The following is a 16,255-nucleotide window of genomic DNA, read 5'->3' on the forward strand; positions in this document are numbered from 1 at the left end:
GATGCCGCGCAGGCCGAGCGCCGCGCCGAGCGCGACCAGATCCAGCGCGACCGCCGCGCGCTGGAGGCCCGGCGCGTCAAGGAAGAGGCCGTCTGCTACCAGCGCTTTTCCGTCGAGGACTGCCTGATCGGCGTGCGGGCGCAGGTGCGGGACCAGGAAAGCGCACTGCGGCAGCGCGAAGTGGCCCTGAACGACGCCGAGCGCCGTGAAAAGGCGGCCTTGCGCGTGCAGTCGATCGAGCAAAAGCAGCAGGAGCAGCGCGAGAAGCTCGAAGCCGGCGAACGCCCCGCACCCATGCAGGCCGCCTCCCGGGCTCAGGCGCAAGCGCAGGGCCGTGCGGAGCGCGAGCACGACGCGCAGCAGCGCGCCGCACAGCAGCATTCGCGGGAGCAGTCGCACGAAGCCGCCAAGGCCGAGCGTGCGGCAGCGCAACCCGGCCAGATTTCCGAAGCGCGTGCCCGGTACGAGGCCAAGCAGAAGGCCGCCCAGGAGCGGCGCGAAAAGCACGAGAAGGCGCGGGCCGATGCCGAAGCCCAGGGCCGCAAGCCGGCAGCGGCGCTGCCACCGCCACCGCCGGTTCCACCGGCCAGCGCTGCCCCCTGAAGGCGGCGCCAAGGCGAACGCCTTCCAGGCGCGGCCGACTGCCATGGGGCACCCCAACCCTGTGGCGCGGGGCAGGTGCGCGCTGTTGACGCCTTCCTCAGCGCACCAGCCGGGCCGGTTTCTTTTCTTCCACCAGCGCCTCGATCTTCACGATGGCGAGCGAGAGGTTGTCCCCGCCGCCACGGGCCCGTGACCGCGCTTTCTCGATGAGGAATTCCGTGGCCTCGCGCGGCGACAGCGAGTCCACCACCGACGCCAGCTCCGTGGGCGAAAAAATAGTGCCACACGCCGTCGCTGCACGCCAGGAGCACATCGCTCGGCAGCAGTTGCGGAATCATGTGCTGGGCCACCGGCGGATCGCTCTCGGTGCCCAGGCAGCCCACCAGGATGTTGGAGTGCGGATGGGTGTTGGCCTCGGCCTCGGTGATTTCGCCGCGGTCGACCAGGGCCTGCACATATGAATGGTCGCTGGTGCGGTGGGCCAGCCGAGCGCCCTGGAAGTGATAGATGCGTGAATCGCCGGCATGCGCCCAGTGGCAGTCGCCCCGGGGGTTGATGATGAAGGCCGCCACCGTGCTGTGCGGCTCCTGCTCGGCTGAGATGGCGGTGAGGCGGATCACGATGTGCGCTTCTTCCACCATGTGCTTGAGCATCGTCGCGGTGTCGTCGGTGTCCGGCGAGTACCGCTCGAACCATTGCCGGGCCGTGAGCATCACCTGGTCGGACGCCTTGCGGCCCCCGCTGCGCCCTCCCATGCCGTCCGCCACGACACCGAGCACGCAGCCGTTGTAGCGGGGGTGGGCGATCAACGCGACCTGGTCCTGCTGGTATTCGCGATCGCCTTTGTGGATGCCGGTTGACGCAGTGAGGCGAAACGGTTTGGTCATGGCAGAAATGGTGGAGGGCGCGGGCCGGCCGAAGGGCCGGGCGAAGCACGTATTATCGGGCGCCCTTTGGCGGTTTTGCCATGCGACGCCTCTGCTGCCTTCTTTCCTTGCACCGCCTTTTATCCTGTCCATTTCCTCCCGGTCCCACCATGCGGTCCGGTGCGGTCGCCCGTGAGCGCAACCAGGAATGACCGGCATGGAATTGCCCCGCATCGAATCGCTCGTCCATGGCGTGCAGGCCGCGTTCGAAGCGGGCGGCGGGCTGTCGCTGGCCCAGGCGCATTTCTCGCCCCGCGCTGGCCAGACCGAGATGGCGCTGGCGGTGGCCGAAACCATCGAGCAGGGAGGGGGTCTGGTGGTGGAGGCGGGCACGGGCGTCGGCAAGACGTTTTCCTATCTGGTGCCGGCGCTGCTCAGTGGCGAGCGGGTGCTGGTGTCCACCGCCACCAAGGCGCTGCAGGACCAGTTGTTCGCGCGCGACCTCCCCCGCCTCGTTCAGGCGCTGGCGTTGCCCGTGCGCACCGCGCTGCTCAAGGGCCGGGCCAGCTACCTTTGCCTGCACCGCATGGAGTTGGCACGCCAGGATGCGGCCGCTCACGATGCGGCCGTGGCGCGGGTGCTGGCCCGCGTGGAAACCTGGTCGCAAGGGACGGTGAGCGGTGATTTGGCTGAGTTGCCGGGGCTGGATGAGCGCTCCCCGGTGATTCCGCTGGTCACCTCCACCCGCGAGAACTGCCTGGGCTCGCCGTGCCCGCGCTTTCGGGACTGCTATGTCCACCGTGCCCGGCGCGAGGCGCTGGCTGCCGATGTGGTGGTGATCAACCACCACCTCTTTTTTGCGGACCAGGCCGTTCGCGATTCCGGCATGGCCGAACTGCTGCCTTCCGTGCGCGTCGTCGTCTTCGACGAGGCGCACCAGCTGAACGAGACCGGCGTGCAGTTCATGGGCAAACAAGCTTCCACCGCGCAGTTGCTGGATTTTTTCGCGCGACGTGATGGCGGCAGGCCTGCAGTTCGCCCGCGGGCTGGCCGATTGGCTGGGGGTGGCCGCCGCGCTGGACCGCGCCGGCCGCGATCTTCGCCTGGCCGCAGGCCGTGCCCCGGCCGGTTCTCGGTTGCGTTGGACAAGCGAGGTGCCCGACGGCGTGGACCCCGGCGAATGGCATGCGGCCATGCAGCAGGTGGTCGGCGCATGCCGCGCAGCCCTGGCGGCCCTGGACACCGTGAGCGAGATCGCCCCGGACTTTGTGCGCCTGCATGGCCGTGCGGTGCAGCTCATGGAGCGCATGGACGGCTTTTCCCAGCCTTGTGGCGCGGACGCGGTCCGATGGGTGGATGTGGCGGGCGCGTTGCGGCTCGTGGAAGCGCCGCTCGACATCGCGGGCCCGATGCGGTCCCTGTGGCAACTGCCCGCTGGCGAGCCCGAGCCTGAGGCCGAGGCCTCGGCCTGGGACGAGCCGGATGCGGCCGCGGTGCTGTCGCAGGGCAAGCCCCGTGCATGGATCTTCACCTCGGCCACCCTGGGGGACGATGCGAGCCTGCGCTGGTTCACCGAGCCCTGCGGTTTGCAGGACGCGCGCATCCTGCGGGTGGAGAGCCCGTTCGACTATGCATCGCAGGCGGCCTTCCATGTGCCTTTGGAATTGCCCAAGCCTTCCGACCCCTCCCACAGCGCGGCATTGGCGGCCTGGGTGGGCAGCGCGGTGATGGTGCTCGGAGGGCGAACCCTGGTGCTCACCACCACGCTCAAGGCCCTGCGGACCATCGGCGATGCGCTGCAGGCCCGGTTCGCTGCGGATTCCGGCATCGAGGTGCTGGTGCAGGGCCAGTGGCCCAAGCGGCGTTTGATGGAGCGGTTCCGCGAACGCGCGTCCGAGGGGCGGGCAGGGTGCGTGCTGGTCGCGTCCGCCACGTTCTGGGAAGGGTTCGACGTGCCGGGCGAGGCCCTGCAACTGGTGGTGATCGACAAACTGCCGTTCCCGCCACCGGGCGATCCGCTGGTGGAGGCGCGCTCCCAGCGGCTGGAACAGACCAAACGCAGCGCCTTCCGGTACTTTTCGCTGCCGGAGGCCGCGATCGCCCTCAAGCAGGGCGCGGGGCGGTTGATTCGCAGCGAAACCGATCGGGGCGTGCTGGTGGTGGCCGACACCCGCCTGGTCGAGATGGGCTACGGCAAGCGCCTGCTGTCAGCCTTGCCACCCATGCGGCGCCTTCACACGGCGCAGGAATTCGATGCGGCGCTGCGCGCGCTCACCACACCTTCCACCACGGCTCCGACTTGGCCTTGAGGCCATCGCGGTTCAACTCGCTCTGCGGGTAGGAACTCGCCATGACGCGCTGCGCATCGTCGCGCAACTGGGTCATGCCCAGCGCATCGTAGGACTTCACCAGGATGTACAGGGCCTCTTCCAGCGCAGGCACTTCCTTGTAGTCGGCCAGGGCGATCTGGGCCCGGCTGATGGCCGCCACATAGGCGCCGCGCTCGTAGTAGTAGCGGGCCACGTGCACTTCGTACTGCGCCAGGGAATTGACGATGTAGGTCATGCGCTGGCGCGAGTCCTGGGCATAGCGCGATTCCGGGAACCGCGTGGTCAGTTCGCGGAAGGACTCGAACGAATCCTTGGCGGCCTTCTGGTCGCGCTCGGACAGGTCCTGGCGTGACAGCCAGGAGAACAGCCCCAGGTTGTCGTTGAAGTTGACGAGGCCCTTCAGGTACAGCGCGTAGTCGTAGGCGGGGCTGGCGGGATGCAGCTTCATGAAGCGGTCCAGCGTGGCGATGGCCTGGGCCTTTTCGCCGGCCTTGTACTGGGCGTAGGCCTTTTCCAACTGGGCCTGCTGTGCCAACGGCGTGCCGGCCGCGCGACCTTCGAGCTTTTCCAGCAGGGGCACGGCCTTGTCGTAGCCGCCACTGTTGAGTTCGTCGCGGGCTTCGGAGTAGATGCGATTGGGGCTCCAGCCGGCGGTCTTGTCTTCGGGGGTGCTGGAGCAGCCCGCCATCAGGCCGGCGGCCAGCAGGGCGGACAACAGGGGCAGGGGAAAACGCGGCATGGAGGCAGCTTTCAGGCAAAAGAAGGGCATCGGTTCCCGCTTCCGATCAGGGGCCGGGACGGCCACAGGGGGCTGGCCGCGGCGATCGGGCAGGAGCCGGATTGTACCGGCGTGCCAGCCGGCGGCCTGAACGAAACGCCGGGGCTCTGGCGCGGGGCAGGGAAGCGGGCGTTCCTACAATACCCGCCATGTTTGTCCATTTGCGCCTGCACACCGAATTTTCCGTCGTCGACGGCACCAACCGCATTGATGAAGTGGCCAAGGCGGCTGCCAAGGACGGCCAGCCCGCCCTGGCGATCACCGACCTCGGCAATCTTTTCGGCGCCATCAAGTTTTACAAGGAAGCGCGGGGCAAGGGCGTCAAGCCCGTGCTGGGCGCCGAAGTGTTCGTCGAACCCGAGGAGCCGGGCAATCCACCTTCCCGCATGATCCTGCTGGTGCAGGGCAAGCAGGGGTACCTGAACCTGTCGGAACTGCTCGCGCGCGCCTGGACGCGCAACGTGGTGAAGAACCAGCCCCTGTGCACCTGGGCCTGGCTGGAGGAACTGGGCGAAGGCCTCATCGCTTTGGCGGGCGCTCAGGCCGGTCCCGTGGGGCAGGCCATCGTGAAGGGCGACGACGCGGGGGCCGCGCGTCTGGCACTGCGGCTGGCCGGGCTGTTCCCCCATCGCTTCTACCTGGAGATCCAGCGCGCCGGCAGGCCCGACGACGAAGCCCATGTGGTGTCTGCCGTGCAACTGGCCGCCCGGCTGAACCTGCCCGTCGTCGCGACCCACCCCGTGCAGTTCGCCACGGCCGACGATTACGAGGCCCATGAAGCGCGTGTGTGCATCTCCGAAGGCGAAATCCTGGGCAACCAGCGGCGGGTGCGCAAGTTCACGCGCGAGCAATACTTCAAATCGAGCGCGCAGATGGAGGCGCTGTTCGCCGACGTGCCGTCCGCGATCGCCAATACGCTGGAGATCGCCAAGCGCTGCAACCTGACCCTGGTGCTGGGCAAGCCGCAGCTGCCGGACTTTCCCACCCCGGGCGGCATGCCCATCGACGAGTACTTCCGGGTGGCTTCGCTGGCGGGGCTGGAAGAGCGTCTGGCACACCTGTACCCCAAGGAGGCGGAGCGCGACAAGGAGCGCCCGCGCTACCTGGAGCGGCTGGAGTTCGAGATCAAGACCATCCTGAAAATGGGGTTCCCGGGCTACTTCCTGATCGTGGGGGACTTCATCCAGTGGGCCAAGAACAACGGCTGCCCGGTGGGGCCGGGCCGGGGCTCCGGTGCTGGCTCGCTGGTGGCCTATGCACTCAAGATCACCGACCTGGACCCGCTGCAGTACAACCTGCTGTTCGAGCGGTTCCTGAACCCCGAGCGGGTGTCGATGCCCGACTTCGACATTGATTTCTGCCAGTCCAACCGCGATCGCGTGATCGACTACGTGAAGGACAAGTACGGCAAGGATGCCGTGAGCCAGATCGCCACGTTCGGCACCATGGCCGCAAAGGCCGCGATCCGCGACGTGGGCCGGGTCATGGACATGAGCTACACGTTCTGCGACGGCATTTCCAAGCTCGTGCCGGGCAAGCCCGGCATGTCGTACACGCTGCAGTACCCGCCCAACCCCAAGAAGGAGGGCGACAAGAACAATTACGCGCTGGAGCTGGAGCCGCTGCTGGCCGAGCGCGTGCAGAAGGAAGAAGACGTCAAGACCATCATCGAGATGGCGCAAAAGCTCGAGGGCATGACCCGCAACATCGGCATGCACGCCGGGGGCGTGCTCATCGCCCCGGGCAAGCTCACCGATTTTTGCCCGCTCTACCAGCAGCCGGGCAGCGATTCCGCCGTGAGCCAGTACGACAAGGACGATGTGGAAGCCATCGGCCTGGTGAAGTTCGACTTCTTGGGCCTGGCCACGCTGACCATCCTGGAGATCGCCAAGGAGTTCATCGTGAAGCGCCACAAGGGGCAGGAGAACTTCACGTTCGAGAACATTCCGCTGGACGATGCGCCCACCTACCGTCTCTTTTCCGACGGCAAGACCGAAGCCGTATTCCAGTTTGAAAGCCGCGGCATGCAGGGCATGCTCAAGGAAGCACGCCCCAGCCGGCTGGAAGACCTCATCGCCCTGAACGCGCTGTACCGGCCGGGTCCGATGGATCTGATTCCCAGCTTCGTGAACCGCAAGCATGGCAAGGAGGTGGTGGAATACCCCCATCCGTTGGTCGAGAAGGTGCTGTCGGAAACCTACGGGATCATGGTGTACCAGGAGCAGGTGATGCAGACCGCCCAGGTGCTGGGCGGCTACTCGCTCGGCGGCGCCGACATGCTGCGCCGGGCGATGGGCAAGAAGAAGGCCGAGGAGATGGCCGAGCACCGCGAGATCTTCCGTGCGGGAGCGGCCAAGCAGAACATCAGCCAGGAAAAGGCCGACGAAGTCTTCGACCTGATGGAGAAGTTCGCCGGGTACGGCTTCAACAAGTCGCACGCGGCGGCCTACTCGCTGCTGGCCTACCAGACCGGCTGGCTCAAGGTGCACTACACGGCCGAATTTTTCTGCGCCAACATGACGGTGGAAATGGACGACACCGACAAGCTCAAGGTGCTGTTCGAAGATGCCATGAAGAACTTTGGCCTGACGTTCGAGCCGCCGGACGTGAACCGGGGCATGTACCGGTTCGAGCCGGTCACGGACAAGGTCATCCGCTACGGGCTGGGCGCCATCAAGGGAACGGGCCAGCAGGCGATCGAAGCCATCATTGCGGCCCGGGATGGGCGCGGCGCGGGACCGCGCGGCGATACCAAGGGCCCTTTTACCAGCCTGTTCGACTTCTGCGTCCGCGTGGACCGCACGCGCTTGAACAAGCGCACGCTGGAGGCGCTCATCAAGGCGGGTGCGTTCGACACCATGAACATGAATCGGGCCTCGCTCGTCGCCTCGATCGACCGGGCGTTCGACTTTGCGAACGCCACGCTGGCCAATGCCAACCAGGGCGGCCTGTTCGACATGATGGGCGAGGACGCCCACGGCTCGAGCACGCAGGAGCCCGAACTCGTCGAGATGGTGCCCTGGGGTGTGAAGGAGCGCCTCACGCAGGAAAAGACGGCCGTGGGCTTTTACCTGTCGGGCCACCTGTTCGACGAGGTGGCCAGTGAGGTGCGCCGTTTCGTACGAACGCAGATCGACGAACTGCTCGACAGCCGCGAGCCCCAGATCCTGGCGGGCATCATCAGCGACTTTCGGGTGATCAACGGGCAGCGGGGCCGGCTGGCCCTGTTCAAGTTGGACGACAAGTCGGCCACCATCGAAGCCTCGGCCGACGAGAACGTGGTCAACGCCCACCGGGACATGCTGAAGGACGACGAGTTCGTCGTCATGAGCGGCCGCCTGCAGCTCGACCATTTCAGTGGCGGGCTGCGGGTGAAGGTGCAGCAGGTGTGGGACCTGGCGGGGGCTCGGGCCAAGTTCGGACGCTACCTGCAGGTCGCCATCGGGGATACCGCGCCGGACGTGCAGCGCCTGGTGCGCGAATTCCCGCCCCGTCGACAGGAAACCGAGCAGGGCGAGGTGCTGGTGCACGGCCTTCGGGTGCGCATGGGCATCCGCTGCAAGGCCGGCCAAGGCCAGGCCGTGGCAGAGTTGCAACTGGGTGAGGGCAGCCGTTTCTTCCCCTCCGACGCCGCTTTGGCGGCCTGGAGCGCCCAGGCCGGCACCGGTTCGGTCAATGTGGTGTACGACGCAGGCTGACCCGGCGAGGATGGGGCTTGAAACACCGTTGGATGATCACTACATGGGAGAGGCTGCGTAGACCGCCGTGGCTCGCTAGAATGAAATCCATGGCAACTAAACCACCTTCCCCCACCCCCGCTCCGCCCACCAGGACGCCAGCGCGGGATGATGGCGGTTCGGTCGTGCTCGAACGTCGCACGCAAAAGACCCAGCCGCCGCAAATGTTTCAGGTGGTCATGCTCAATGATGACTTCACGCCGATGGAATTCGTCATCGTCGTGCTGCAGGAATTCTTCAGCAAAGACCGGGAAGCCGCCACGCAGATCATGCTGAAAATCCATTTGGACGGCAAAGGCGTATGTGGGGTGTATTCCCGCGATGTCGCCGCCACCAAAGTGGAGCAGGTCCGCGAGGCGGCCCACAAGGCGGGGCATCCGCTGCAATGCCTCAGCGAGCCTGTTGAATAAACGGCCTTTGGTCCCGATCTACAGTAATCCCTTCCACGCAAGCACAAAGGAGTTCACATGATTGCCCAGGAACTGGAAGTCAGCTTGCACATGGCCTTTGTCGAGGCCCGCCAGCAGCGCCACGAGTTCATTACCGTGGAGCATCTGCTGCTTGCACTGCTAGATAACCCCAGCGCAGCCGAGGTGCTGCGCGCATGTTCGGCCAACATCGATGATCTGCGTTCATCGCTGGCCAATTTCATCAAAGACAATACCCCTCAGGTCGCCGGCACCGACGAGGTGGACACGCAGCCCACGCTGGGTTTCCAGCGCGTGATCCAGCGCGCCATCATGCACGTGCAGTCCACGGGCAACGGCAAGAAGGAAGTCACGGGCGCCAACGTGCTCGTGGCCATCTTTGGCGAGAAGGATTCGCACGCCGTGTACTACCTGCACCAGCAGGGCGTCACGCGCCTGGACGTGGTCAATTTCATTGCCCACGGCATCAAGAAAGGCGAGCCGCCGGAACCCGCCAAGCCTGAGAACCAGGGAGAAGGCGAAGAGGGCGGTGGCGGTGGCGAGCGCAACGAGAAAGCCTCGCCGCTCGAGCAGTACACCCAGAACCTCAATCAGGCGGCCAAGGACGGCAAGATCGACCCGCTGATCGGCCGCCACTACGAGGTCGAGCGCACGATCCAGATCCTGTGCCGGCGCCGCAAGAACAACCCGCTGCTCGTGGGCGAAGCCGGCGTGGGCAAGACGGCCATCGCCGAGGGCCTGGCATGGCGCATCACGCAGAACGACGTGCCGGAAATCCTGGCCGAGGCGGTCGTGTATTCGCTCGACATGGGCGCCTTGCTGGCGGGCACCAAGTACCGTGGTGATTTCGAGCAGCGCCTGAAGGGTGTGCTCAAGTCGCTCAAGGACAAGCCCAATGCGGTGCTGTTCATCGACGAAATCCACACGCTGATCGGCGCCGGTGCGGCCTCGGGCGGCACGCTGGACGCGTCCAACCTGCTCAAGCCGGCGCTCTCCAGCGGCCAGCTCAAATGCATCGGCGCGACCACGTTCACCGAGTACCGCGGCATCTTCGAAAAAAGACGCGGCCCTGTCGCGCCGGTTCCAGAAGGTCGATGTGGTGGAGCCGACCGTGCAGGAAACGGTGGACATCCTCAAGGGGCTCAAGTCGCGCTTCGAAGAGCACCACAGCGTGAAGTACGCCGCGGCGGCGCTGCAGGCAGCGGCCGAATTGTCGGCCAAGTACATCAACGACCGTCACCTGCCCGACAAGGCGATCGACGTGATCGACGAAGCCGGCGCGGCTCAACGCATCCAGGTGGCCAGCAAGCGCAAGAAGACCATCGGCAAGGCCGAGATCGAGGAAATCGTGGCGAAGATCGCGCGCATCCCGCCCGCGAACGTGTCCAACGACGACCGCAGCAAGCTGCAGACCATCGAGCGCGACCTCAAGAGCGTGGTGTTCGGCCAGGACAAGGCGCTGGAGGTGCTCGCTTCCGCCGTGAAGATGGCGCGTTCGGGCCTGGGCAAGGGCGACAAGCCGATCGGCTCGTTCCTGTTCAGCGGCCCCACTGGCGTCGGCAAGACCGAGGCGGCCAAGCAGCTCGCCTACATCATGGGCATCGAGCTGATCCGCTTCGACATGTCCGAGTACATGGAGCGCCATGCGGTGAGCCGCCTGATCGGTGCGCCTCCGGGCTATGTCGGGTTCGACCAGGGTGGGTTGCTGACCGAGGCAGTCACGAAGAAGCCGCACTCCGTGCTGCTGCTCGACGAGATCGAAAAGGCGCATCCGGACATCTTCAACGTGCTGCTGCAGGTGATGGACCACGGCACGCTGACCGACAACAACGGGCGCAAGGCCGACTTCCGCAACGTCATCATCATCATGACGACGAACGCGGGTGCCGAGACCATGAACAAGGCCACCATCGGGTTCACGAACCCGCGGCAGGCGGGCGATGAAATGGGCGACATCAAGCGCCTGTTCACGCCCGAGTTCCGCAACCGGCTGGATGCCATCGTGAACTTCAAGGCGCTGGACGAGCAGATCATTCTGCGCGTGGTGGACAAGTTCCTGCTGCAACTCGAAACCCAGTTGAGCGAGAAGAAGGTGGAGGTGACCTTCACCGACACGCTGCGCAAGCACTTGGCCAAGAAGGGCTTCGATCCGCTGATGGGCGCCCGCCCGATGCAGCGCCTGATCCAGGACACCATCCGCCGTGCCCTGGCCGACGAACTGCTCTTCGGCCGCCTGACCGAAGGTGGCCGCCTCACGGTGGACATCGAGGTGAAGACGGACGAAAAAGGCGTGGAAACGCCCGAGGTGCTGCTGGACATCCAGCCGCTGCCCAAGCGGGAGCGCTCGGCGAAATCCGAGCCGGCCGAGCCGGAAGAGGCCACGGCAGACTGATCGGCCGACGGATTACCCGGACGCCGATGGTGGCCGCCTGATATGAAAAAGCCCGCGTTCGCCGCGGGCTTTTTCTTTTCCACCCTTGCCCTGGCTTGCAGGCCGCTCAGGGCAAGGTCAGGCGGCACCGATCTGCATCACGGCGCCATCAGCCGCTGCAGCAACTCCAAGGTGGGATAGCCGTCGGCCACCACGCCGATGCTCTGCTGGAACTGGCGCAGGCCGGCGCGCGTGGCGGGGCCCATCACGCCGTCCGCCGTGCCGGCGGAAAACCCGCGCTGGTTCAATGCTGTCTGCAGGTCTTTCACCTGGCTGCGCGACAGGGGTTGCAAATCCCGCGGCCAGGGGGCCACCACGCCCGTGCCGCCCTCGATCTGCCGCGCCAGCAGGCCCACTGCCAGGGCGTAGTTCACTGAGTTGTTGTAGCGCAGGATGCTGCGGAAGTTGTCGCCCACCAGGAAGGCCGGCCCGCGCGCACCCGCGGGGGCGATGACATACGCCGCACCCAGGTCGGGCAGGGGTTGCCGGTCGATGGCCACCACGCCTTCCGCGGTCCACTGCGCGGACGACTGGCGCACGGTGTTCTCGGCGCGGGCGTGATCGAAACCCGGCGGCAGCTGCACCTCGATACCCCAGGGCTGTCCGCTGCGCCAGCCGGAGCTGGCCAGGTAGTTGGCGGTGGACGACGCCACATTGGGGATGCTGCCCCAGATGTCGCGGCGGCCGTCGCCGTCGGCGTCGACCGCGTAGGCGAGGAACACGGATGGCAGGAACTGCGTGTGGCCCATGGCGCCCGCCCACGATCCGATCATGCGGTCGGCCGCGATATCGCCCTGGTCCAGGATGCGCAGCGCCGCCAGCAGTTCGTTGCGGGCCCATTGGGCGCGGCGGCCCTCGAACCCCAGCGTGGCCAGCGCATCGACGGCACGGAAGGTGCCGAAATTGCCGCCGTAGTTGCTTTCCATGCCCCAGATGGCGGTGACGATCGAGGCCGGCACGCCGTACCGCGCAGCCGCGGTTTCGAGCGGCGCCGCGTATTCGGCCCGCTTGGCCTGGCCCTGGGCGATGCGCTGGGCAGAAACAGCACTGTCCAAGTACGCCCACGGGGTGCGCGTGAACTCGGGCTGCGCGCGGTCCAGCTCGATCACCCGCTGTTGCAACTGCGCGCCGGCCAGGGCCGTCTGCACGGTATCGGGCCGGATCCCGGCCGCCAGCGCGTCCTGGGTGAAGGCCGTGATCCATGCGGCGAAACCGGCCTGTTCGGCCGCAGCGGCTTCTTCGGGGCTGACCGCAGGCGCCGCGGCGTCCTGGACCGGGGGAGGTGCGGAAGGTATCGCGGCCGGTGGTGACACTGCGGGCTGCGGAGGCGGAACGGCAGGGGCGGCGTGGGCCGGGGCAGCTTTCGGAGGCTGGGCGCGCGGCGCCGATGCACAGCCTGCGAGGGCCGCCGCGGCGGCCAGCGGAACCAGCCAGTGGGCTGCGCGGGTTCTGGAGGAGAGACGGAGGGGCGAGGAGGGGGCAAGGCGTCGTTGCATGCCTTATTGTCCCGCGCCCCGGCATACTTGCGGGCTTCGGTGTTACCGGCTGCACGATTTCATGCATACCTTTTTCTGGCACGACTACGAAACCTTTGGCGCCAACACGCGCCGTGACCGCCCCGCGCAGTTCGCGGGGATCCGCACGGATGCGGACCTGAACGAAATCGGCGAACCGCTGATGGTCTATTGCCAGCCCGCGCCCGATTACCTGCCCGACCCGGTGTCGTGCCTGATCACCGGCATCACGCCGCAGGTCGCATTGGAGCGTGGCCTGCCGGAGCACGCATTCGCCGCGCGCATCGAGGCCGAGCTGGCGCTGCCCGGCACCATCGGCGTCGGCTACAACACCATCCGGTTCGACGACGAGATCACGCGGTTCATGTTCTGGCGCAACCTGATGGACCCCTATGCCCGGGAATGGCAGAACCAGTGCGGCCGGTGGGACCTGCTCGACGTGGTGCGCATGGCCTACGCGCTGCGCCCGGATGGCATCGTCTGGCCGAAGAAGGAAGACGGCTCCCCCAGCTTCAAGCTGGAACACCTGTCCAAGGCCAATGGCCTGGCGCACGAGGCCGCGCACGATGCGCTCTCCGACGTGCGCGCCACCATCGCCCTGGCCCGGCTGATCCGCGACCGGCAGCCCAAGCTGTTCGAGTTCGCGCTGGGGCTGCACAAAAAAGACCGCGTGGCCGCCGAATTGCGCCTGCCCGCCACGGCCGACACCGCACGGCCTTTTTTGCACATCTCGGGCATGTTTCCTGCCGAGCGCGGCTGCGTCGCGGTGATGTGGCCGCTCGCCAGCCACCCCACCAACAAGAACGAACTGATCGCCTGGGACCTGGCCCACGATCCGTCCGAACTGGCCCTGCTGGGCGCCGAGGCGATCCGCGAGCGGCTGTTCAGCCGGGCGGATGCGCTGCCCGAAGGCGTGACGCGCCTGCCCATCAAGACCGTGCACCTGAACAAGTCGCCGATGGTGGTGGGCAACGTCAACACGCTGACGCCCCAGATGGCCCAGCGCTGGTCCGTCGATCTCGAGCGGGCCGCCGGCCATGCCGAGGTGGCGCGCGCCTTGCCCGACATGAGCGCCATCTGGGCCAGCGTGTTCACGCGGCCGCAGGAAGCCGCACCGGACGTGGACCAGGACCTGTACGGCGGCTTCGTCGGCAACGAGGACCGTCGCCGGCTGAACCGCCTGCGTGCCCTGCCGCCCCAAGAGCTCGCCTTGGCCAAGACGGGCTTTGACGACGAGCGGCTCGAAGAGCTGGTGTGGCGCTACCGTGCGCGCAATTTCCCGCACACGCTGGACGGGGCCGACCAGGAGCGCTGGGAGGGCCACCGCGTGGCCTGCCTGATGGAAGGCGCGGGCGGCGCGCTCACCTTCGACGAGCTGTTCGCCAAGCTGGACGAACTGGGCGCCGAGGCGGATGAGCGGGGCGAGGAAATCCTGGGCGCGCTGTACGACTACGCGGAAAGCATCGCGCCCGCGATGTAGCGGGAGGCTTCGATGTCCATGACTCCGTCCCCTTTGGAAAGTACCACCATGCCCGTGCCACCCCCGGCCGAGGCCGGCGTGCACGCGCTGGCCGAGTTCATGGCGGCGCACCCTCGGGTGTTCGTGCTCACCGGGGCGGGCTGCAGCACGGCGGCTGGCATTCCCGATTACCGCGACGGCAATGGCGACTGGAAGCGGCCGCCGCCCCTCACGTTCCAGGCCTTCATGGGCGACGACGCCACGCGCCGCCGCTATTGGGCGCGCAGCTTCATCGGCTGGCGCGTGATGGGGCGGGCGCGCCCTGCACCGGCGCACCATGCGCTCGCCGCGCTGGAAGCGGCCGGCCGGGTGGAACTGCTGCTCACGCAGAACGTGGACGGCCTGCACACGGCTGCGGGGAGCCTTCGCACCATCGATCTGCATGGCCGCATCGACACCGTGCGCTGCATGGCCTGCGAAGCCCGTTTGCCACGCGCCGAGCTGCAAGACGAGTTGCTGCGCCGCAATCCCGATTGGGCTGCGCTGCATGCGCATGCAGCGCCCGATGGCGATGCCGACCTGGAAGGCCAGGATTTCAGCGCGTTCGATGTGCCGCCGTGCCCGCGCTGCGGCGCCGGCCCGCTCAAGCCCGATGTGGTGTTCTTCGGCGAGAGCGTGCCGCGCGATCGCGTGCAGGCCGCCCGCGATGCGCTGCTGCGCGCCGATGCCATGCTGGTGGCCGGCTCGTCGCTCATGGTGTATTCGGGCTTTCGCTTCGTGCAGATGGCGGTGGACGCGGGCAAGCCCGTGGCGGCCGTCAACTGGGGCCGCACGCGGGCCGATCCGCTGCTGTCGCTCAAGGTCGAGCAGGATGTCGGAGCGGCGCTGGGCGCGGTGGCCCGTGCGCTGGCTGGAGGGGCTGCCGGACCGCTGTGAGCGAGGTGGCAGCGCTCGGGATGTGGCGCCAAAGTGAACCGAGGACACCGCCAGGGCTTTGGATACACCCCGGCCGTGCCATTGGTGTAAGGTGCCAGTCGCCCAAGCAACACCCTGGCGCCATGCAGCGCCGGGCGATGACAGAGCCCCAAGGAGACAGCATGGAGACGAACGCATCCCTCGGTGCGCCCGGCCCGACGCCGGGCGAAGTGGCCGCTTCGGCGGCGCAGCGGATCACGCAGGCGCACGAGCGCTCCACCGCCTTCGGCCTGCGGCGGCACGAGTCGGCGGACCTGCGGCCCCTGGATGCCGAAGCCCTGGCCTGGATGGTGGCCCGCAACGAAGCGCTGTTCGCCCACGCCCGCCCCGTGATGGAAACGCTGTCGGCCCAGATCGCCGGCACCCAGAGCATGGTGCTGCTGACCGATGCGCAGGGTGTGGTGCTGCACGCTCTGGGCGACGACGAGTTCCTGGACCGGGCGAGCCGGGTCGCCCTGCGCCCCGGCGCGGCGTGGTCCGAGCGCAGCAAGGGCACCAATGCCATCGGCACGGCCCTGGCGCTGGGCGAGGCGCTGCAGGTCAACGGCAATGAGCACTTTCTACAGGCCAACCATTTCCTGACCTGTTCCTGCGCGCCCATCCTTGACCCGCACGGGCATGTGATCGGCGCGCTCGACGTGAGCGGCGACCACCGCAGCCAGAGCGCCCACACCATGGCGCTGGTGCGCATGTCGGCCAAGATGGTGGAGAACCACCTGTTCGGCAAGGTGTTCGAAGACGCCGTTCGGCTGCGCTTCCATGCGCGGACGGAATTCCTCGGCACGCTGGTGGAGGGGTTGGCCGCGTTCACGCCGGACGGGCGGTTCCTCGCCGCCAACCGCAGCGGGCAGTTCCAGCTGGGCATGTCGGCCAATGCGTTGCAGGCGCACACGTTCTCTTCGCTGTTCGGCATGCCCATGGCGGCGCTGCTCGCGCATGCCCGCCAGGCCGTTCCGGAGCCGCTGCGCCTGCAACTGCCCGGCGGCGTGGCGGTGCAGGCGATGGTGGAGTTTCGGCCACGCTCGGGCACGCTGCTGCCCTGGGTCGACCCGGGCAACGGGCCCGATCGGTCTGATCGGTCCGACGGGGCCGGGGCGCCACCGGCGATCCAGCCAGGGGAGGGGGATGCGCCGG

The 16,255-nt window shown here is 67.3% G+C and carries 8 protein-coding genes and 3 pseudogenes; 8 read left to right on the plus strand and 3 right to left on the minus strand.

All coding sequences use genetic code 11. The annotated features are described in order from the left end of the window. Positions 1-603, plus strand: a 603-nt coding sequence (locus AC27IQ_RS10545; RefSeq protein WP_487089428.1) for a hypothetical protein, incomplete at its 5' end; no start/stop codon positions are given. Positions 604-700: 97 nt separating this feature from the next. Here the strand turns inward: AC27IQ_RS10545 and AC27IQ_RS10550 are convergent. Further along, a pseudogene (locus tag AC27IQ_RS10550) lies at positions 701-1,490 on the minus strand (PP2C family protein-serine/threonine phosphatase). A gap of 196 nt (positions 1,491-1,686) precedes the next feature. Between AC27IQ_RS10550 and yoaA the strand changes: the two are divergent. Continuing rightward, positions 1,687-3,778, plus strand: a pseudogene (gene yoaA, locus AC27IQ_RS10555) (DNA repair helicase YoaA). Here the strand turns inward: yoaA and AC27IQ_RS10560 are convergent. Beyond that, positions 3,741-4,538 carry an outer membrane protein assembly factor BamD gene (locus AC27IQ_RS10560; protein ID WP_272563805.1) on the minus strand — a complete coding sequence of 266 codons (798 nt, stop codon included), beginning with the start codon at positions 4,536-4,538 and terminating at the stop codon, positions 3,741-3,743. The pseudogene yoaA and the gene AC27IQ_RS10560 overlap by 38 nt on opposite strands. 188 nt (positions 4,539-4,726) lie before the next feature. Here AC27IQ_RS10560 and dnaE point away from each other — a divergent pair, with 188 nt between their 5' ends. The 3 genes and pseudogenes from dnaE to clpA all read left to right on the plus strand — a co-directional run bounded on the left by dnaE (position 4,727) and on the right by clpA (position 11,134). Next, on the plus strand, positions 4,727-8,275 hold the full coding sequence (gene dnaE / locus AC27IQ_RS10565) for a DNA polymerase III subunit alpha (RefSeq protein ID WP_487089429.1): 3,549 nt from the start codon (positions 4,727-4,729) through the stop codon (positions 8,273-8,275). An 80-nt stretch (positions 8,276-8,355) separates the two neighbouring features. After that, positions 8,356-8,724, plus strand: coding sequence for an ATP-dependent Clp protease adapter ClpS (gene clpS, locus AC27IQ_RS10570; RefSeq protein ID WP_272563803.1), 369 nt, complete (start codon positions 8,356-8,358; stop codon positions 8,722-8,724). A gap of 57 nt (positions 8,725-8,781) precedes the next feature. Further along, a pseudogene (gene clpA / locus AC27IQ_RS10575) lies at positions 8,782-11,134 on the plus strand (ATP-dependent Clp protease ATP-binding subunit ClpA). A 137-nt stretch (positions 11,135-11,271) separates the two neighbouring features. Here the strand turns inward: clpA and AC27IQ_RS10580 are convergent. Next, positions 11,272-12,669, minus strand: a complete 1,398-nt coding sequence (locus AC27IQ_RS10580) for a lytic murein transglycosylase (protein WP_487089430.1) — start codon at positions 12,667-12,669, stop codon at positions 11,272-11,274. A 61-nt stretch (positions 12,670-12,730) separates the two neighbouring features. Between AC27IQ_RS10580 and sbcB the strand changes: the two genes are divergently transcribed. The 3 genes from sbcB to AC27IQ_RS10595 form a co-directional block, all read left to right on the plus strand. Beyond that, a complete protein-coding gene (gene sbcB / locus AC27IQ_RS10585) occupies positions 12,731-14,167 on the plus strand; it encodes an exodeoxyribonuclease I (RefSeq protein ID WP_487089431.1) in 1,437 nt (478 codons plus the stop codon). Between the two features lie 48 nt (positions 14,168-14,215). Beyond that, positions 14,216-15,082: an NAD-dependent protein deacetylase gene (locus tag AC27IQ_RS10590; RefSeq protein ID WP_487089432.1), complete on the plus strand. Its 867-nt coding sequence runs from the start codon at positions 14,216-14,218 to the stop codon at positions 15,080-15,082. Positions 15,083-15,243: 161 nt separating this feature from the next. After that, the coding region (locus tag AC27IQ_RS10595) for a sigma-54-dependent Fis family transcriptional regulator (protein WP_487089433.1) at positions 15,244-16,255 on the plus strand (1,012 nt) is incomplete at its 3' end.

This window comes from Acidovorax sp. KPB24-07, assembly GCF_057543315.1.